This is a genomic window from Planococcus sp. CP5-4_YE (assembly GCF_019042655.1).
In the GTDB taxonomy this organism is placed as follows: domain Bacteria; phylum Bacillota; class Bacilli; order Bacillales_A; family Planococcaceae; genus Planococcus.
This window is the reverse complement of sequence record NZ_JAHPZO010000008.1, coordinates 32,182-52,454: the sequence shown is the minus strand read 5'-3', so window position 1 is coordinate 52,454 and position 20,273 is coordinate 32,182. Positions and strand designations below refer to the sequence as shown.

Genomic DNA, 20,273 nt, shown 5'->3' with positions numbered 1-20,273 from the left:
CTTTAGCGGCCGCAAGATTTCCAGGAGAATCCGCTGGAGGTCAACGGTCGTGAAAGCCCGCTTGGATTGACGGAGAGTCAGATGTCTTTGGCTGATGGGGTTTATCTAAAACGTGGAAGAAGATGATATGCCGCGAAAATGTGCGGGATGTCGTTGAACCGGATAGCTGTTCTCGAAACTGACGATGAATTTAGATATGGGGAGGTGTGCTGTGTTCACGCATAGGGAGATGAAGGCAAAAAGAAACCTCCGGATGTAATGGTCTTGGGAGACAGACATCCGGAGGCACCAGTTGGAGTGTACCAACTATTAGTTAGTATACTCCTTTTTAGTGAAAGAGATAAGCGAAAACTCAAAAAAGGGGATACGGAAATGAGAAAACGGAAGAATTTCAAGTTGGAAATGAACTTTGAAAAGGAAATCGGGCAAGATACCGTATTGATTTTGCCGGACTACGATGAAAATGGTTGCTTGAATTCAATGATTTACCATACGGACGGCAAGATCAAGGTCGAGTCGAAGCCTTTCGATCTAATCGATACGAATTTGCGCTTCCGGGGCTCGAGCATGCGCGGCGCGGTGGAAGGCTCGGCGGCAATTCTCGGGAAGCTCAATAAGAACCCGATCATCATCGATCGCGATAAAGGGATTATTTTATTGCCGAGCAAGTCGGCGCTGGTGGAGGGCTGTGTATGGCTATCCTTGCAGCACATTATGGAATGCATCAGCATCGATGGCTGTACGACGAAAGTCAATTTGAGCAATGGTTGTTCGATCATCCTTGATGGCAGCAAGAAGTCGATCCAGCGCCGCATGGAAAAAGCGTATGAACTTCAGTTCAAGATGGAAGCGCAGAAGCGGTTTTTCGAGAGTGGCCGTGTGCTGCCAGAGACGAGGTATCATTTGGTTAAGCAGGCGGGACATGTGAATTATGAGCATAAGGCTTTGGAATAGGTGAGATGGAGAGTGGGCTGTGTGCCTGCTCTCTTTTGTTTTTGTCCCTGTGCATCACACAATTCGGGAGGAGAGAAGATGGATAGAACGGGATTCGTCTCGAGTTGCGTCCCTGTGCACGACACAATTTGTTGCGGTAGAATGGAGAAAATGCAGTGGAAAGGAAGTCAGACATATGGACAGCATCATTTTTGATTTGGACGGGACATTATGGAATTCGCTCGACGTCGTTTTGAAGGCATGGAACGAGGCGCTTGAGGAAAGCGGCGCAGAGGGAAATTTGACGAAAGAAGATTTACGCGGCGTCATGGGGCTGCAAGCGCATGAAACCAGGGAGAAGCTGTTTCCGCATCTATCGGATGAGCAGCATCGTACGTATACCGAGAAGGCCTCGGAGTTAGAGAGTACGTATTTGCGAAAACAAGGCGGGCAACTCTACTCCGGTGTGGAGCATGTGCTAGATAGGCTCGCGCAGCAATACAATTTATACATCGTCAGCAATTGCCAGGAAGGCTATATCGAAAGCTTCTATGCGTACCACGAGCTGGATAAGTATTTCCTTGATTTCGAGAACCCGGGAAGAACAGGTTTGTCGAAGGGGGAGAACATCCAACTGGTTATGGAACGAAACGATGTGGCGAAGGCCGTGTATGTCGGCGATACAAAAGGCGATCGTGAAGCGGCGAAACTGGCGGATGTTCCATTCGTCTATGCAGCGTATGGGTTTGGGGAAGTCGATGAGTTTGATTATGTGATTGAGGAGTTCGAGGAGTTATTGAAGTTGTTTGGCTAATTGGTCGAGAATCAGGAAACTGGGACTCGGTGAATTGTAGCCATTGTGAAAGCTCATGAATGGACAGGTTAGTTGAAGACTCAGTTTCGGGAGGTTTTGAATTGTGAAACGGATTTGTTATTCGAACCTAGTTAAAAAGTGAAGGCAATAAGTTGCTAAATTGGAATTCTATGAGAGGGCGGATCCTTATTATTGGCGATAAATTCACTTGCAGAAATTGCGGAAGAGAAGTTGAAGAAGACGAGAAGATGGCAATTATCGTTACACCGAAAAAGACAAATGGGTATGTTCTTTTAAAAGCCTGGGGTCCTGACCAAATTATCTATTGTTCAAGATGCTTTAGTAAGTTGGAATAAATACAGGTAACTATTTCTGTGGGAGTCTTGAGACCAAGGGTTAATAAACCGAGCATTTCTCGAAGGACATCCGTTAACGAATGACTGTTAGGACTAAATAGAAGGGGGAATGGATTCTTAGGGGGAATCGCAATGGAAAACAAAAAATTACCTTATATCATGTATTGGACTATACTTAGCATTGGTATTTTGTCTTTCACGATACCTTTTTTCCAGGAATATGGAATCATTACGACCCTAATACTGACGCTTTTATGTAGTTTATTTAGTTGGGCAATAGCGATGGGACTTGGAAAACGGAACTATATGTATCTAAGCGCTCTACTCTTAGTGAGCCCATGGCTATTCTTATTATCGAGCCATTTCATAAACTAGATTTTTTCTTATAGTTATTGAAAAAACAGATACGAACGATTTAGGTGTTTTAGGTTGGAATTCAAGGATTTCGTTTTAGGCAGAAAAGCCGAGTATCTCGTTGTCGCGAGGTACTCGGCTTTTAGTCGTCTGGGACTAATGTGATTTGTCATCTTTTAGCACATTCGCTAGTTTCTCTGTAGCCGCGAAGAAAGCCGACACTATGCCGCCATGTATTTTGACGTATTCGCTCAACCGATACGCCACGTAAATACCGGCAATGTCGATAAGTACATCGACAAGCCTTCCACTGCGTTCAAAGAACAGCTGCAGGAACTCGGTGAAAAAGGCGAACATGCTGCATAGTGCGAAGGCGACGTGGCGTTCTTTGAGGGCTTGATTCATTAATAGATACAAAATGCCGAACGACAAGGCGTGGCCGGTTTTCTGGAACACGTACAGTTTGCTATCGAGATGGATGTCGCTCGTGATGAGTAGGTCCGACAGATTCGGGAACAGCCGGACATTGAAATTGATGTCGTTTGCCAAAAGTGCCGTGAAATTGTAGTTATTGGTGGCGATCAAGATGAATAGAGCCCATAGGAGGACGGGGATGTATTTGGCTTTCATGCAATGGTTTCCTCCGCAGCGGATGAATAGTTTAGTGGTGCAGGTTGTGGAGCTAGTATCTCCCAAGCTGCCTGATCAGCTCGATCGTAAAACCAAACCGCCTCACCAAGATTTCATTGCACTCGACGGGCGGTTTGGTTTCAGTCATCCAGTTTGATAATGATGGTGTCGTCGATGCGGCGGACGGAACTGGCGGCGGGCCAAGGTTCCATTTCTTTGTACAAGTTACTGGCTTCGATGGCTGTTTTCTCTTCTGTTGTGGCTAGGTCGTAAGAATACCCGAAATAGTTTTTCATCATCCGCTTGTAATGAGCAGGGTGGGCTAAGAAGCGGCTTCCGAGCATGCCGGTCATTGCCGGTACACTATTTGGCACTTCTTCACTGCTGACGCTCGGGTCCATGGAGATCCGCCCGAATATCGCGAGTGTAGTAATTTCAGAAGCGCCTTCGGTTTCTTCGATGCGGTCCACTACGCGGTTCAAGAATGCATAGGATCGTTCGTATTTTAAGTTCATATTGAAATAGGCGATGTTGGCGATGATTGCAAAGTTGAAGATTAATACCGCGGACACCAATACAGTGCTCCAGGCCAAGAACGGCGTGGTGAATTTAACGTGAACATAATTGTCGTAGAAAACGATCGGTAAAAAGTAAATGCTGATTAATGCCATGACCATCAACATATGGTAGCTGACCTCAGCTGAAACGAAATACAAGCAATAAGCCGATAATGGCAAACTCAGCAACAAGCCAATCGCAATTCCGAACAATGCCCCGTGGCGGTAGAGTTTGTGATAGATGGCAAACCAGCTGAATCCTAGGATAATCAAGACGAACGTGACAACATTTAATACTTCAAACAGGTTGACCGGCATATCGGTGATGAAACCGCGGAAGAAGAATTTTTGGAACGAGTCATTGATTAAAGTGAAGCGTTCAGCTAATGTTACTGAACTGTCTCCTACTTCACTCAAGCCTTGATAATCAGAGATTTTTCCAGCGAAGAAGTTGGTGTATAGTTTAAATGTGATGCCGTATAAAGCCATACCGACGGCCGTGACGGCAAAAAACCGCAAGATGTGAACTCCAACCGTTTTTAAGTCCGCTTTCCGGCCAAGGATTTCAGCGATCAAGAAGACCGTGACAAGCGTCAGCAGGAATGGTAAATTCGCCTGATAGACCCCAACACTGAGATAGAAAAGGAGCGCTCCGGGCAAAAACCCGTATTTGTATTTCTTCGTGAGGATTAATGCAAGGACGGTCGTCAACGAACCAAGCATATAAGCATCAGCTGTAAACATATAGGAAAAGGTCGAAGTGACGGTTGGAAATGTGACAAGCAATCCAGCGGTCAAGACGATCGATAGGTTTTTCCGTAGGTCGAATAATTCGACAAGGGCGACAGCGGTAAGCGCCAAATAGAAAATGGACAAAGTGCCATTCACCCACGGTAAGTCAAAATAAGAACTGATGCCGCTGAAAGGGGACAGGAAAAACCGGCCGAGGGCGAATTTTTTCTGCGAACCGTAAATATTGAACAAGCTGTCGTGGTTCGGCAAAGTATTAGTGAAAATGTATAGGTGGGTTAAAAAGCCGATGATGATAGCGGCAAAAAACGCTGTCTTCCACTGCGGCTTGATATTGTTTTTGAGTCGAAGCAATAAATGTTCGGGCATGAAATTCTCCTTTTAAATAGATAGGCATGCGTGTATGTACAAAAAAAGTCTTGTTGTTTTAAAAACTCGATTGGTTGGACTGTATTGTTAGGCAAAATAAAACCTTCAAAATTGTACCATATAATGAAGGAGTTATCAGAATTGATTCTTTAACAATTGTACGGGATATATGGTAGCCAATAAATTCTTGTTCGCTTTTCAGAGAAGAAATTGTTATCATAATGATACAATATTTAACAAGTGAAGAGGGCGTGAAACAGATTAAGAAACTAATTACGATTCTGATTCCTGCATATAATGAAGAAGAAGTGTTGAATCCGCTTATCCATCGCTTGAAAAGCGTTACGGCGAAATTACCGAACTATCAATTTGAATTTCTTTTCGTCAATGATGGCAGCAGCGACAATACGCTTGCTATGCTGAAAACATTGGCGAAAGTGCATTCCGAAATTTCCTATGTCAATTTATCGCGCAACTTCGGCAAGGAAGTCGCCATGCTCGCCGGATTTGACCATATTAATGGGGATGCGGTCATCATCATCGATGCCGATTTGCAAGATCCTCCTGAATTGATTCCAAAAATGATTCGCTACTGGGAAAAGGGCTACGACGATGTGTTTGCCAAACGCAAGACGCGGGCAGGGGAAACTTGGTTCAAAAAGTGGTCGTCCAATTCGTACTACAAAATTCTGGAGAAAGTCTCCCATATCCCGACGCAAAACAATACCGGCGATTTTCGCTTGCTGGACCGCAAATGCATCGAAGCATTAAGGCAGATGCGCGAGTCTCAGCGTTATACAAAAGGCATGTTCAACTGGATTGGCTTCAACAAAAAGGAATTGCTGTTTGACCGCGAACAACGGGTAGCCGGCACCACCAAATGGAATTATCCGAAATTGTTCAATTTAGCGATTGATGGGCTGACCTCATCGACCGTGGCACCCCTGCGGATTTCTTCTTTTTTTGGAACTGTAATTTCCATACTCTCTCTATTGTTCATGCTGTTTATCTTCATACGCACCTTGGTGTTTGGCGGTTCAGTACCAGGGTATCCTTCGCTGATGACGGTTATTTTGTTTTTAGGCGGCATCCAATTGATTTCCCTTGGAATTATCGGCGAGTATTTAGGGAAGGTTTTCAATGAGACAAAAAATCGCCCCGTCTACCTGATTGACGAATACTATTCACCGATCGCCTTGCGAAAAACTGAAATGCGCCGAGATGGTTGAGTTCGAACGGACAAACAGTAAGGAAATAAGCAGCTCTTCCCATAAGGGGAGGGCTGCTTATTTTATGGTTTGTCAGTGAAAGATTCCATATAAGAGCAGGCTGATTGCCAAATGCATGTACGACGCGAAAATACCAATTCTTTAAGAAGCTGTTCAATCATGCGCGACAATGTTCAAAGTTTTACTTTGCTATTACACAAAACGCATATTATAAAATTGGATGAAATATAAAAAATTGGGAAATTATAAGTTATAGTTTACTGTCTATATTTATGATTAATAGGAATAAAGATAGTGGAAATACAGCATTTCATAGATTTTTACTGTATAATAGTCCTTACTGATTTTAAAAACGCTTTTATCAGGTGAAGTTCATGATGAAAGGAAGGACGTGTTTATTTGAAGACTGTATTACGAACGATCACTATCCTCCTGGTGGGGCTGGCTATACTCGCGGGAGCTGGATATTGGGCGTATAAGAGCTTAACCACTAGCGATGAGCAGCAAATCTCGCAAGCTGCGGAAGAGGCGGACGAGAAGTTGGCACAGGAAGAAGATACGGAACCGCCGAAAGCGAATGAAACTGTGGAAACGGTAGGCTTGAGTGAAGGGGAATTCCAGATTCATCTTCACCAAATGACGCATCAAAAAATCGAGGCAACCGAAAAGCGCGGAGCCATTGAGATGACGCCAGAGCGGATCGATGAAATGCTGAAAATCTTGCGGGCCAATGAAGGCGCTTATGAGGAGTACGAATTCTATGAGCAAAGCTTGACCGCGTGGGAAGAAGGCAATTTCTCCAATGCCGTCAACGTGCACAATACCATCTGGGAATGGCATAACGGCACGGTCGGACGGGCGACGGGCTTGTTATCGGAAGAGCAGGAAGCTCAGTATGTGGAAGATAATTTCTAAAAATGCACTCTAAGATCGCTGGAGTCATAATGTTATTTGGAAGTTGCATCAAGCGATTGGCGGAGCAATATGCGAGTTGTGAAAGCACAGTCAGGAAGCATATTGTGCGGAAGCGCGTTCTAGACGATTGAGTGTAGCTTAATTTCATTACCTATCAGACGAAAGCCTCGGATTCCTTGATGGAGTCTGAGGTTTTTGGGTTTTCGGGGAGGCGCATTGGGTTATATAAAGTCTCGCGGCTTGGGTTAATTGGCTGATTTTTTCTAAATTTACAAAATAATTCTCTTATTTCTGTTTAATCCTTATGCATCAAGGGAAATATTTCATATCTTGAAATATTATAGGGGGAAAACAGTTGGAACGATTCTTGCAGGGAGTAGCTGATTTTTCAGCATGGCTATGGGGCATTCCGCTCATCACGATGTTATTGATTTCTGGACTTTATATGACGTTTAAATTAGGGTTTTTTCAGTTTCGCTATTTTAGCTACATAGTAGGCCAAACCTTTGGCAGCATTTTCAGGCGGCCAAAAGGCGAAGGGACGGTCACGCCGTTTCAGGCATTGACGTCTGCCTTATCGTCGACGATCGGCGCAGCGAACATTGTCGGGGTTCCGGCGGCAATCATGTTCGGGGGACCGGGCGCGATTTTCTGGATGTGGGTTATCGCATTGATCGGCATGGCGCTGAAGTTCGCGGAAAGCGTGCTGGCGGTTGAGTACCGCGAGAAGAACGCAAAAGGCGAATTTGTCGGCGGGCCGATGTATTACATGAAGAAAGGCTTGAACATGAAATGGCTCGGGATCTGGTTCTCGTTCGCATTGATGATTGAATTGATCCCAAGCATCATGGTGCAAGGGAACTCCATTGCCAATACAGTACAAGCGACATTTAATGTACCTGTCTTGTGGACGGGCATTGCGACCGCTGTGCTTGTGTCGATCGTCGTCTTCGGCGGCATCAAGCGCATCGGTAAAGTGACGGAGATTTTCGTTCCGTTCATGGCATTGATCTATGTCGGCGGGGCCGTAGTCATTCTGTTGATGAACATCACAGCGGTTCCGGAATTCTTTATGCTGATCTTCAGCAACGCCTTTTCACCGGCACCTGTTATGGGCGGATTTGCCGGGGCGGCGATTGTGGAAGTCATCCGCTGGGGATTTGCCCGCGGTCTTTATTCCAACGAAGCAGGACTTGGGACGGCACCGATCGCACACGCAGCGGCGACGACCGACCATCCCGTGCGCCAAGGCTTCTGGGCCGTCATTGGCGTGGTCGTGGATACTTTGATCGTCTGTACGGCGACAGCATTTGTCATTTTGTCTTCCGGCGTGTGGACAGAAGAAGGCGCGATGGAAAATTCATCGGCGTTGACAAGCTTGGCCTTTGAACAGTATTTCGGTGATTTCGGCGCTATTCTCGTGACGGTCGCGCTCATTTTCTTCGTGTTGTCGACGATTTTGGTTGTCGTGTTCTACGGCGCCAAGCAAGCGGAGTTCTTGTTCGGCACTAAAGCTTCCTATGGCATGCAAGTGGTCTATATATTCGCTGTCATTCTGGGCGCTGTCGGTGCAGCTGAAGTGATCTGGGGCTTCCTCGACATCATGCTTGCCGCTATTCTCATCCCGAACATTCTCGCCGTATTGTTGCTTAGCAACAAAGTGAAAGAGTTGAAGGACGAGTTCTTTACTTCGGATGAGTATTACCGCAAGGATTTGAAAGTGAAGAAACGGGCGAAACGCCAGAAAGCGGTTAGAGAAGGGTACGAATCGTAGGTTTTTTGGTTTTGGTTTTGGTTTTGTCCCTGTGCATGACACAATTTCTGATGTGCAATTCGCATAGCAGAGGGATTCTGGCGCTTGGATGTCCCTGTGCGCCACACAATTTGAGTAGTCGGAATGTCAAAAACCCCTTGAACTCGACCGAGTTCAAGGGGTTTTTATGCATTCAGGGGTTTGGAGGTTTTGAGGTTTTGTCCCTGTGCGTGGCACAATTTAAGGTGTGGGATTCGCATCGTGTAGGGAGTTTGTTAGTTGGTTGTCCCTGTGCGCCACACAATTTATTAGAGTGAATTTTGAATTTTTATAAATTAAAATGAATAGTCATAATTGGTTTTGCAATTGTGACAATGAGACTGGATTACTGAAAAAAATTTTCGGAAAATCATTATTGTAGGTTACTCTTTGTTGTGAACCTGGCAAGGTATTTGTAAAAAGGCGAGGGATGAAAAGAGCCGTAAACAGTGAAGTCTATTGGGTTTTGGTTTCTTATTATCAAAGGATCAGGCTAGCGATTTTCCATTAAAAGTATATAAGAAAAACAAAATATTATCTGAATTATGAGAATTTTCATAGACTACTTTACATATTTTGACCCCTGATGTAGGTTTATTGTAGTGCTATTAGTTATACGAATTAATATTTTTGATAAATAATTGATTTTTGGTTATTTATTAGTGAGTGTGAAACTGTTGTCATCTTTCTCGATTCATTTGATGGCCAGAAAGATGAAGATGGTGGAGGTTGAAGTTCTGTCTCTTAGGCTAGCAGCACATGCAGATCGATCAAATCGAGCGGAGGAATGGTTGAAATGATGAACACGCAGCAGGTGACTTCACCAGACAACAAGACAGCCAAGATGATGGCCGCACAAGCGGTAGAGAAATCGCGGAATTGCCCGGTTGGCAGCGCGCCTGAAATCGAAGGGCATAAAATTCCTCAGCTGTATATCGGTTTACCGCTCGACCGGGGCGTTTCCGTTCAATTGTACCGGGATGAGCAACAAGGCTTGAACGAAGCAAAGGTTTTAATTCCAGTTGGGCAAATGCCAAGTTTTATGCGAGCGCTCATTGAACACCCAATATTGCTGCCGACGAGTTATTCACAAAGTTCGTCAGTAGAAGGCGGACAGCATTTGCTTCGGATTACTTCCGAGGAAGCCCTCTCTGATTTCGTTGAACGTTTGACGGATGCGCTCAGTGTGCTGCCGAGAAAAAAGTGAATACACGGCAAATTGATCCTGTTGCTATTGAACAGGGAAGGTATGCGTTTATTTTAGCCACCTTAGCTATGTGTAAATAACCAATTGTTAGCCGCGTGATCAATACTTGTAAGGACCAAAATCGAGGAGGATGAATCGGATGACTGCGATTGTAAAAGAAGAAATGACAATGGAGATCCCGAAAAAAACCTATTTGCAAACTTATAAGGAACATATTGACGGCTACAAAAAGTACAAGCTGGAGAAGTTGGCGCCGCAGTGGCATGTGCCAGTAGGTAGTAAGGTGAAAAAAATACAGGGCTGAAGCTGTCCCTGTGCACCACACAATTCGCGGGGGATAATTCGCGCCGCAGCGGGATTCTGGTGCTTGTGTGTCCCTGTGCGCCACACAATTCAAAAAGCCGTGAACTCAAATGAGTTCACGGCTTTTTGCAATTAATCTCATGTATTCAATAGCTCTTCGTAAAAACGGACCGGATGTATTCTTTTGGTTTCTCCTATTTCAGCAGGGAACCTCCGATGATTAGAAGTCAATATGAAGTTGCAGTTTTCCTGTAAGGCAGTTACCCACACATGAAAATCATCTTGATCAAATTTAGAAAGTGGTTCTGACATTTCCTGCTTTTCAGCAATAGTCTGTGCAGTTTAACGGTCACATCCGCTCAATTCTACCAAGACGTCACCTATAGATAAATGCTCTCGAAGAATCGTTTCCACGCTATATCGCCCTAATATGCTATTGACCGGCAGACCCTCATAGTACTCAAGGAGGGGGTTTAGAAATGCTTGGAAAAATTCTTCGATATCATCTGATGAATAAGCCACACGATTTTTTCCTTTACCTAACCCTTCAGCCGCATTGCGTACGAATTCGAACAAGCATACTTTAGAAAAAACAGGTTGAAAGAGATGTGGAAATTTAGCGGCTTGTAAAATTTTTCGGTTGATTCCATCGGTTCGCAATGCTCCGCACAATATGGTGGTATCAATGAAAACTTTTGGTCGTATAGGCGAATCATAGATCAAATTCATCTACGTTCCCTGCTTTATGGTTTTTGACGTCGATTCGGTCGAAAAAAGCTTTGGCACGCTTATCTTGTTGATCTGTTGTGATGAAGTTTGCCTTTGGAATTCTCCAGTGACCGCCATCTGTCTTATAGGCTCCGGCAAATTTACCTTTCTCGCACATCCTTCTAATCGTTTGGTCGCTCAGTCCGATTTTCTCAGCTGCTTCACTAGGAGAGTAAAAAGAGTTTTCTGTTTTCTGATGTCTGATTGGGCGATTCACGAGAGATGCTCTTAGCGAGTTCTTAGCGCTGTTCGCCATGAGGGAAGCAATCAACTTTTTGTGGATTACTGACGGATCTTTGTCGGTCATCTCACTTAGTTTTGAAAGATAATCAATCAACAGTTCATAAGCTGGTTCCCGATCTTTATTCTTTAGTTGATGCTTTATTTTCCGTTCTATTTGATGTAAGTCTAATACCGATTGGGGATCGGTTATTTTTAATGAGAGGCTCGAGATTGCAGGAGTTGTAAAGCCCATTTGGCTCAAGGAACGCTCGACTGTCGTTTTTAACACAGCTTCGGCTTGTTCGGTATTGATTGTAGACAATGTTTCGACGCTAGCCCAGAGCTTTTCTTGTTCTTGATCGATGGTAGGAATCATTTTTCCACCTCCTATTTGATATAAATTATACAAATTAAAGTCAACAAAATCAACAAAGTAGACATTGAGTTGAGGGTGGTCCCTGTGCATCACACAATTTACGACAAAAGATCCGCGTCGCAGAGGGATTCTGGTGCTTGAGTGTCCCTGTGCACCACACAATTCAATCGTCAAAAAGCCGTGAACTCATTTGAGTTCACGGCTTTTTTGCATTATAGGTTTTTGACGTAGTCTTCAACTTCCTGGGAAGTCGCGAGCCCTAGGATATGCTCGGTGTGCCCTTCCATGTCCGCTTTGGATAGGCGGCTCAGCTGGGAGCGGGCTTTTAGGATGGACGAAGCGCTCATCGAGAATTCGTCCAGGCCGAGGCCGAGGAGAATCGGGATGGCGATTTCGTCGCCGGCCATTTCGCCGCACATGCCGGTCCATTTGCCTTCTTTGTGAGACGCGTCGATGACGGTCTTCACGAGTCGCAAGATGGCTGGGTTGTATGGCTGGTAGAGATAAGAGACCGATTCGTTCATGCGGTCAGCGGCCATCGTGTACTGGATCAAGTCGTTCGTGCCGATAGAGAAGAAATCGACTTCTTTCGCGAACGTGTCTGCCATGACGGCAGTCGACGGGATTTCCACCATGATGCCGACTTCGATTGAATCGCTCACTTCGACGCCTTCTGCTTCGAGTTTCGCTTTTTCTTCCAATAGAAGAGCTTTCGCTTCGCGGAACTCATCGAGTGTCGCGATCATCGGGAACATGATTTTGAGATTCCCGTGGACGCTTGCACGGAGTAATGCGCGCAATTGCGTGCGGAACATGTCCGGCATCTCGAGGCATAGACGGATGGCGCGAAGGCCTAGGAACGGGTTGAGTTCTTTTGGTAATTTTAAGTACGACAACTCTTTGTCGCCGCCGATGTCGAGCGTGCGGACGACGGTCGGTTTGCCTTCCATGCCTTTGAGGACAGCGGAATAGGCATCGAATTGTTCTTGTTCAGTCGGGAACTCGTCACGGCCCATGTACAGGAATTCTGTCCGGTACAAGCCGATCGCTTCGCCGCCGTTTTCAATGACGCCGGTGAGATCTTTCGGCGTGCCGATGTTCGCGCCGAGTTCAACTTCGACACCGTCTTTCGTGACGGTCGCTTCGTTTTTCAGCTTGGCCCATTCGGCTTTTTGGCCGGCGAACGCGGTTTGTTTTTCTTTGTATTCGACAAGTGTCGCTTCGTCCGGGTTGAGCAGGATTTCGCCTTCCAACCCGTCGATGATGACAATCGTGCCGTTATCAATGGAACCCATCGCTGATTTCGCGCCGACGACTGCCGGGATTTCCAGCGTGCGTGCAAGGATCGCGGAGTGGGACGTGCGCCCGCCGATATCGGTGATGAAGCCTTTGATGTATTTCGGGTTTAATTGCACCGTATCCGAGGGCGTCAAGTCTTCTGCGATGACGACGACTTCATCGGTGATCATGCTTGGGTTTTGGATCTTGACGCCGAGTAGGTGGGCGAGCACGCGTTTCGTGACATCGCGCACATCGGCGGCACGTTCTTTCATGTATTCATTGTCCATCGCTTCGAACATATCGACGAACATCGTCGAAGTTTCGTGAAGCGCGAACTCTGCATTGACGTTATCGTTGTTGATCTTGTCGGTGATCGGCCCGATCAATTCCGGGTCTTCCAAGACGAGCAAGTGGGCGCCGAAAATGGCCGCTTCCTTGTCGCTGATTTCTTCAGCGGTGCGTTTTTTGATGACTTCGAGTTCAGCGATCGATTCGTTTACTGCTTGACCGAAGCGCTGGATTTCCGCCTGTGTATCCGCTACGTTTTTCTTGTCGACTGTCAGTTCCGGATTTTCCAGGCGGAAGGCCTTGGCGATGGCGATGCCGTTAGAGGCTGCGATTCCGGAGATGCGATTCATTCGTTCGAGATTCCTTGCTCATTGAGTACGCGTTCGATTGTTTCCATCGCTTCCGCTTCGTCTGCACCGTCTGCTGCGATCTGGACTGTTGAGCCAGAAGGCACGCCAAGTGACATGACGCCGAGGATTGATTTCAAGTTAACTTTTTTGTCTTTGAATTCCATCGTGATGTCCGATTGGAATTTGGATAATGATCCTACGAGTGCTGAAGCTGGACGTGCGTGCATGCCTGCCGGGTCTGTGATTGTGAATGTTTTTTCTACCATGAATAATTCCTCCTTAGGGTGGGTGGTGTGTAAGCGAATTCACCCCTCATTATGACAGTTTCTGTGCAAATTGCATAGCAGGGCGCCGTTTGAAGGTGGGATCAAAAACGACAGGGTTGTCGTGGAGGCGGCGACATGTCCTTGTGTGTCCCTGTGCGCCACACAATTTGGCGTATCACATTCGCGCCGCAGCAGCATTTCGCTTTTGGTTTGTCCCTGTGCGCCAAACAATTTCACGGCAACGACAGGCTTGTCCGGACAGCTGCGACAAAGTTGGTTTTTCATTACATTGAATGCGCTTACACTTAGGACGTATAATCTGAATTAACAAACACAGCACATGGGCAAGAGCCCAAAAGAAGGAGGATGAAAGGAATGGCAGAAGAACGTTCGAGCGTCAAAGTGAACGTCCAGAAGTTTGGTAACTTCCTCAGTTCGATGGTTATGCCGAACATCGGCGCGTTTATTGCCTGGGGTCTTATTACGGCATTATTTATTCCAACGGGCTTTTTCCCGAACGAGAATTTCGCGTCACTTGTTGGGCCGATGATTACGTATTTGCTTCCGCTGTTGATCGGGTATACGGGCGGTAAGCTTGTGCACGACCAGCGAGGCGGCGTCATTGGTGCGATCGCGACGATGGGGGTTATCGTCGGGGCGCCGGATACGCCGATGTTCCTCGGCGCGATGATCATGGGGCCGCTTAGTGCCTGGGTCATCAAGCAGTTTGACCATTTGATCGAAGGCAAGATCCGCTCTGGGTTTGAGATGCTGGTCAATAACTTCTCAGCCGGGATTCTCGGCGGGGCGCTAGCGATCTTCGCTTACCTCGGCATCGGGCCGGCCGTCAGCGCGCTGACGCAAGTGTTGGTGTCAGGCGTTGACTGGCTGCTGGAGGCAGGATTGCTGCCACTGACAAGCATCTTGATTGAGCCGGGGAAAATTTTATTCCTCAATAATGCTATTAATCACGGCATCTTGACGCCGCTTGGGCTGGAGCAAGTGCAGCAAGCAGGGCGTTCGGTTCTGTTCTTATTGGAAGCGAACCCAGGACCGGGTCTTGGCGTGTTGCTCGCGTTCATGTTCTTCGGAAAAGGCATCGCGAAGCAATCGGCACCAGGGGCCGTCATCATCCACTTTTTCGGCGGGATTCACGAGATTTACTTCCCGTACGTGTTAATGAAACCGATGCTTCTATTGTCCGTCATCCTCGGCGGCATGAGCGGCGTCTTCACACTGGTCTTGATGGGTGGCGGTTTGATAGCCCCGGCATCACCAGGCAGTATCTTCGCGATTGCCGCGGTCACACCTCCTGAAGGCATGGCATATGTCGCGAACTTCACGGCTATCTTGGTCGCAGCGACAGTGTCATTCTTAATTTCAGCGGTCATCTTGAAGCGCAGCAAAGACACAGCGTCTGATGAAGACGTCGAAGCTGCAACAAAACGCATGGAAGAAATGAAAGGCAAGAAGAGTTCGGTTGCTGGTGCACTTGGCGCTAGCGCTGGAGCTGCAGGAACGACTTCTGCATCAGGCACGTTCCCGGACGATGTCCAAAAAATCGTCTTTGCGTGCGACGCCGGGATGGGATCGAGCGCAATGGGTGCTTCGCTCTTGAGTAAGAAAGTAAAAGAAGCGGGCATGCACATTAAAGTCACCAATAGTGCGATTTCGTCCATCCCTGCCGATTCACAAATCATCATCACGCAGGACAAATTGACGCCGCGTGCGAAAGACAAACGCCCGGATGCGTACCACATCTCGGTCGACAACTTCCTGTCGAGCCCGGAATACGACCGCTTGATCGAGCGCATGAAACATGGCGTGACAGCAGAGCAAAGTGAATTGGTCGACGATAGCGAAGCGAATGCAGCGACTGGCGATGAAGGCGACGCTCCGTTACTGACGGAAGACAATATTTTCATCAATAAACGCTTCCGCAATAAAGAAGAAGCGATCCGCTTTGCAGGGGATGCACTCGTCAAAGCAGGATACGTGGAACCATCCTATGTCGACGAAATGTTGAAGCGCGAGGAGATCACGACGACTTACATGGGCAATGATGTCGCGATTCCGCATGGCACGGAAGATGCGAAAAAAGCGGTTATCAAATCCGGCTTTACGGTTGTCCAAGTGCCGGACGGGGTAGACTTTGACGGAGAGAAAGCGAAACTGATCTTCGCTATCGCCGGCAAAGACGGCACGCACCTGGAGATCTTGTCAGGCATCGCGGTCATCTGCGCCGAGCAGTCGAACGTCGACGAACTCGTCGCCGCGAAATCTTCTAAAGAACTGCTCGAGATCTTGAACAGCAAATAAACTACACCACGAAAAGGCAGGGGAAATCCTGCCTTTTTGTGCTATTTCTTTGGTTTATAAGAACTTAGTTAAGTATTTCAATTAACACATTCCGCAAACCTGCTGCGCTTGCCGCGGGCGAGCGCCAAGCCTCCTTAGAAGCTGCGCTTCCTGCGGGGTCTCGCCTTTCTCGCTTTCCCGCAGGCAAGATATTGTCGAAGCTTGCGAGGGCAATACCTTTGCGACGCAGTGCGCAGCGCTGTAGGAGCAGTACTGTTTTCTCCGCAGGTTTGCTCCATTTCTTCATCGGGTTATGGTACTTAAAGCCATCTTCAGAATACCGAGAATGAGTTCAATATAAGTATTATAAGAGGCTAGCTATTTTGCGGAATGTGGATAGTAGTGAGAAAATGAATATAGAACGTTGAAAAGCTTTTATAGCTATAAGAAGTAAGAGTTCACAACAAAATGTTCAGTGAGATATTAGAGTGTTTGTAGAAGCGTCCGCTCGTCTCCAGTGGATCAGCGAGACGGCCGAGACCCCGCAAGACGCAACGCGGCTGAGGAGGCTTGGACGCGAGCCCACGGAAAGCGAGCGGTAAGCTTCGAAAAACACGGTTTCCTATTAATCTTTACAGAAAAATATTTGATTCAACAAAGTCTTCATCAACGAAAGGTGACAAGGGAGTAGGTGAGTGGATGTTTGTCACGGTTAGGGAAAAGTCGATTATTGAGCTGGTGACGCGGATGTCGGCGAAGCATACGGTCAATTCCTTGGCGACGTATCTCGATGTCAGCGCGCGGACGATTCAGCGCGATTTGAAATCGGTGGATAAGCTATTGGAGCAGTTTGGGCTCGGGATGAAGCGCAATGCGGCGGATGCGTTGTTTATTGATGGCAATAACGAGAAAATCTACCGGCTAATGCAGAAACTTGCGGCCTCGAGCGCGCCGGAAGCGACGCCGGAGGAGAAAAAGCTGCGTTTGTTGGTCATTTTAATGGAAGAAGGCGCGTTTTTTAAAAAGCAGGTGCTGTCGAATCAGCTCGGCATCAGCACGACGACGCTCACTTCGTATTTGGATGAGCTTGGCAATTGGCTGCGCAAGTTCTCGGTCACCTTGTCCAGGCAGCGCGGTGTCGGTGTGGAAGTTGCGGGTGAGGAAGCACATAAACGCCATGCGCTGGCGGCTTATTTCTTGATTCATTTCTACGAAGAGCTGATCGAAAGCTTGTATGATTTGCAGAGGGGCAAGGCGCAGGACGGCAAAGTGCTCGGTTATTTCAACCCAGACTATTTGGCTGCGGCGAATAAATTGGTCGGCGAACACATCAGCGATGAACAAATCCGCTTGGCTGACAGCGATTATACGGGCCTCGTCGTGCATTTGGCGTTGGCGCTGCAGCGCACCGAGAATGGCTTGTTGCTGGATGCACAAGAGTCGATTGGCGAACCGAACGGCGAGTACCACGTGATGGCAGCGATTTGCGAGGATTTGCATGAACGTCTTGGCGTCCACTTGACTGAGCGCGATATCGAGTTTCTTGCGGTCGTCTTGAAGGGCTCGAAAATCCAGGCGTCGAACGTGCTGTATTACAATAGTGTGCTGCTTGGGAAGCTCGTCAAGAACATGATCCGCGATGTGTCGGGGCAGCTCGGTGTTGATTTGACGAAAGATTTTTCCTTGTACCAAGGCTTGCTCGCGCATATGGAGCCGCTCATTTTCCGGCTCAAGCAAAAGCTTGAATCGTTCAACCCATTGACCGACGAGATCAAGAAAAAATACCCGATGCTGTTTCTCGCGGTCAAGCAGACTTTGGAGACGGAGTTTGACGACCTCGAGTTCTCGGCGGACGAAGTGGCATTTATCGTGCTTCATTTCGGATCGGCCTTATTGATGAATGAAGAACGCGTACAGATCGACGCAGTCGTCGTGTGCCCGACCGGCATCGGCACGTCGAAAATGCTGGCGAGCCGCATCCAAAAAGAGTTGCCGGAAATCGATACGGTGAAAATCTTGGCGGTCCACGATTTCCAGACGGCGAATTTAAAAGATTACGACCTGGTCATCTCGACGATTCGCCTGCCGGTGACCGATGTGGATTATTTGATGGTGAGTCCGCTACTCAGCGAACAGGACATCAGCCATATCGAGAATTATTTGCAGCACAATATCCAGAAAGTGACGCGCAATAAACAGTATTTGCCGGCTGAGGATTTGAGTGAAGTCGGCAGGAAACACCGGCCGGATCTCCGGCGCTTGCTGCTCGACATCAAGCAAGTGCAAACCGGCATGGAAGCGATACTCGAGCATTTCAGGGTCGTAAAAATGCGCGGCACCGATTACTGGCAAGTGCTCTCGGTTGTATTGGACGGGATGGAAGCGGACGGTTTGTTGGATGCTGCGAGCACTTTGCGGCAATTAAAAGACCGCGAAACGAAAGGCGGCCTCGGGATTCCGGGAACCAATATGGCGCTGTTTCATTGCCGCGACGAATCTTTAGGCCAGTTGATGTTCCAAGTGGTGCATTTGGATACGCCGAGTGCGGTCAAAGGGATGGATGGCCGCGACGTTCACATGACGAATTTATTGTTGATGCTGACGCCGGTGGAATTAAGCGAGCGCGAACAGGAAATCATGAGCTTGATTAGTTCGAGCCTCATTGAAAGCGAAGCCGCGATGATGATTTTCTCGTCGTCGAATGAAGGCGTCATCCGCGGCAAGCTGGAAGAGTTGTTTTACGAATACTTACAAAATAATTTGATGAAGGAATGATGCGAAATGAAACAAGCGATCCATTTTGGAGCAGGAAATATCGGCAGAGGGTTTATCGGGGCGTTGTTCTCGGAATCCGGCTATCACGTCAGTTTCGTTGACGTGGCGGAACAAGTTATCGATGGATTGAACGAGCAAGGCCAGTACCGGGTGAACATGGCGCAGGAGACGGAAGAAAGCGTTTTGGTGGAGAATGTATCGGGCATCAATAATATGAAAGACGAAGAGGCGGTCATTGCGAAGATCCAGCAAGCGACGTATTTGACGACAGCGATTGGGCCGAACATTTTGCCGCGCATCGCGCCGTTGATCGCGCGTGGCATCGAAGCGCGCGTGAAAGGGAATTTTGCGACGGGGCCGGATTTGGAGCCGGTATCAGACTTGGACGTGGCGTCGAACATGAGCGCGGGTTCGGAAAAATTATACATTATTGCCTGTGAAAACCAGATCGGCGCGACTGATATTTTGAAAGGGCATATTTTAAGCCATTTGAGCGACGAAGCAAAAGCTGACCTCGCCGGCAAGGTGTATTTCTTTAATTCGGCGGTCGATCGCATTGTGCCGCTCCAGGAAGGCCATTCACTCGATGTCTTGGTCGAACCGTATTACGAGTGGGTCGTTGAAACGACGGAAGACATTCCTGCTGTTTCCGGCATGACGATTGTCGAAGACTTGGCGCCGTTCATTGAGCGCAAGCTGTTTACGGTCAATACAGGGCATGCGGTTATCGCGTATTATGGATATCTCGCTGGCAAAACGACGATTGATGAAACTTTGGCCGACCCGGCAATCGAACAAGAAGTGCGCGAAACCTTGAAAGAGACGGGCGCGTACCTCGTGCAGCAATACGGCTTGGATGAAAACGATCACCTCGCGTATATCGATAAAAACATCGAACGCTTTAAAAATAGCTATTTGAACGACGGCGTCACGCGCGTCGGCCGCGCGCCGATCCGCAAGCTCGGCCCGGAAGACCGCCTCGTGCGCCCGGCCGTGCAAGCTCAAAAAGCAGGGCTTGCTTATTCGCATCTCGCGAAAGCCATCGCGGCGGCGCTGCTGTTCGATAATACAGAAGACGAAGAAGCGGTGAAAATTCAGGAGATGATCGCACAAGGCGGGCCGGAGCTCGTGTTGACAGAAGTCAGCGGGCTTGAAGCCGATAGCGAACTGGCGAAAGAAGTTGTGCGCCAGTATGAGGGGATGAAGAAGTAGGTGTCCCTGTGCACCACACAATTCCAACCGCATCCCGGTGGCCGAAATGGCGCCGGGATGCGGTTTTTGCGTTGCCGATTGTGGTTTGCGTCCCTGTGCACCACACAGTTTCGGCGTGGAGTATTCTTGCCTGTCCCTGTGCATCACACAATTCGACTGGCCGAAACCCCGTCACTGCGGCATTTGGCTGCTGGTGCGTCCCTGTGAGCCACACAATTTGACGGTATA

The 20,273-nt window shown here is 47.8% G+C and carries 16 protein-coding genes; 10 read left to right on the top strand and 6 right to left on the bottom strand.

What is annotated here, in order from left to right; all coding sequences use genetic code 11:
• Positions 1-372 precede the first annotated feature (372 nt).
• Both KTG14_RS10830 and KTG14_RS10825 read left to right on the top strand, forming a co-directional pair.
• Positions 373-954 carry a competence protein ComK gene (locus tag KTG14_RS10830; protein ID WP_216970967.1) on the top strand — a complete coding sequence of 194 codons (582 nt, stop codon included), beginning with the start codon at positions 373-375 and terminating at the stop codon, positions 952-954.
• Between the two features lie 175 nt (positions 955-1,129).
• Positions 1,130-1,747: an HAD family hydrolase gene (locus KTG14_RS10825; protein WP_216970966.1), complete on the top strand. Its 618-nt coding sequence runs from the start codon at positions 1,130-1,132 to the stop codon at positions 1,745-1,747.
• Positions 1,748-2,613: 866 nt separating this feature from the next.
• Here KTG14_RS10825 and KTG14_RS10820 read toward each other — a convergent pair.
• A complete protein-coding gene (locus tag KTG14_RS10820) occupies positions 2,614-3,087 on the bottom strand; it encodes a VanZ family protein (protein WP_216970965.1) in 474 nt (157 codons plus the stop codon).
• A gap of 140 nt (positions 3,088-3,227) precedes the next feature.
• Complete coding sequence (locus KTG14_RS10815; protein ID WP_216970964.1) at positions 3,228-4,763, bottom strand: glucosyltransferase domain-containing protein; 1,536 nt, start codon at positions 4,761-4,763, stop codon at positions 3,228-3,230.
• A 251-nt stretch (positions 4,764-5,014) separates the two neighbouring features.
• Here KTG14_RS10815 and KTG14_RS10810 point away from each other — a divergent pair, with 251 nt between their 5' ends.
• The 5 genes from KTG14_RS10810 to KTG14_RS10790 all read left to right on the top strand — a co-directional run bounded on the left by KTG14_RS10810 (position 5,015) and on the right by KTG14_RS10790 (position 10,210).
• Positions 5,015-5,992 (top strand): glycosyltransferase family 2 protein, encoded by a 978-nt coding sequence (locus tag KTG14_RS10810; protein ID WP_308462043.1) that lies wholly within the window; start codon positions 5,015-5,017, stop codon positions 5,990-5,992.
• Between the two features lie 399 nt (positions 5,993-6,391).
• Positions 6,392-6,907 carry a DUF6241 domain-containing protein gene (locus tag KTG14_RS10805; protein ID WP_216970962.1) on the top strand — a complete coding sequence of 172 codons (516 nt, stop codon included), beginning with the start codon at positions 6,392-6,394 and terminating at the stop codon, positions 6,905-6,907.
• 355 nt (positions 6,908-7,262) lie between these two features.
• Complete coding sequence (locus tag KTG14_RS10800; RefSeq protein ID WP_216970961.1) at positions 7,263-8,681, top strand: alanine/glycine:cation symporter family protein; 1,419 nt, start codon at positions 7,263-7,265, stop codon at positions 8,679-8,681.
• 814 nt (positions 8,682-9,495) lie between these two features.
• A complete protein-coding gene (locus KTG14_RS10795) occupies positions 9,496-9,906 on the top strand; it encodes a hypothetical protein (protein ID WP_216970960.1) in 411 nt (136 codons plus the stop codon).
• 139 nt (positions 9,907-10,045) lie between these two features.
• Positions 10,046-10,210 carry a hypothetical protein gene (locus KTG14_RS10790; RefSeq protein ID WP_216970959.1) on the top strand — a complete coding sequence of 55 codons (165 nt, stop codon included), beginning with the start codon at positions 10,046-10,048 and terminating at the stop codon, positions 10,208-10,210.
• Between the two features lie 341 nt (positions 10,211-10,551).
• Here the strand turns inward: KTG14_RS10790 and KTG14_RS10785 are convergent, their stop codons facing one another.
• The 4 genes from KTG14_RS10785 to KTG14_RS10770 form a co-directional block, all read right to left on the bottom strand.
• Positions 10,552-10,938, bottom strand: a complete 387-nt coding sequence (locus KTG14_RS10785; RefSeq protein WP_254178111.1) for a PIN domain-containing protein — start codon at positions 10,936-10,938, stop codon at positions 10,552-10,554.
• On the bottom strand, positions 10,922-11,575 hold the full coding sequence (locus KTG14_RS10780) for a helix-turn-helix domain-containing protein (protein WP_216970958.1): 654 nt from the start codon (positions 11,573-11,575) through the stop codon (positions 10,922-10,924). Before KTG14_RS10780 ends, KTG14_RS10785 begins: the two co-directional genes overlap by 17 nt.
• Before the next feature lie 212 nt (positions 11,576-11,787).
• Positions 11,788-13,494: a phosphoenolpyruvate--protein phosphotransferase gene (gene ptsP, locus KTG14_RS10775; protein WP_216970957.1), complete on the bottom strand. Its 1,707-nt coding sequence runs from the start codon at positions 13,492-13,494 to the stop codon at positions 11,788-11,790.
• Positions 13,491-13,760 (bottom strand): phosphocarrier protein HPr, encoded by a 270-nt coding sequence (locus KTG14_RS10770; RefSeq protein WP_068463656.1) that lies wholly within the window; start codon positions 13,758-13,760, stop codon positions 13,491-13,493. The genes ptsP and KTG14_RS10770 overlap by 4 nt, the downstream gene beginning before the upstream one ends.
• A 375-nt stretch (positions 13,761-14,135) precedes the next feature.
• Here KTG14_RS10770 and KTG14_RS10765 point away from each other — a divergent pair, with 375 nt between their 5' ends.
• The 3 genes from KTG14_RS10765 to KTG14_RS10755 all read left to right on the top strand — a co-directional run bounded on the left by KTG14_RS10765 (position 14,136) and on the right by KTG14_RS10755 (position 20,045).
• Positions 14,136-16,079 carry a PTS mannitol transporter subunit IICBA gene (locus tag KTG14_RS10765; protein ID WP_216970956.1) on the top strand — a complete coding sequence of 648 codons (1,944 nt, stop codon included), beginning with the start codon at positions 14,136-14,138 and terminating at the stop codon, positions 16,077-16,079.
• Between the two features lie 678 nt (positions 16,080-16,757).
• Positions 16,758-18,833: a BglG family transcription antiterminator gene (locus tag KTG14_RS10760; protein ID WP_216970955.1), complete on the top strand. Its 2,076-nt coding sequence runs from the start codon at positions 16,758-16,760 to the stop codon at positions 18,831-18,833.
• A gap of 6 nt (positions 18,834-18,839) precedes the next feature.
• Positions 18,840-20,045, top strand: a complete 1,206-nt coding sequence (locus KTG14_RS10755) for a mannitol-1-phosphate 5-dehydrogenase (RefSeq protein WP_216970954.1) — start codon at positions 18,840-18,842, stop codon at positions 20,043-20,045.
• Positions 20,046-20,273: the final 228 nt, after the last annotated feature.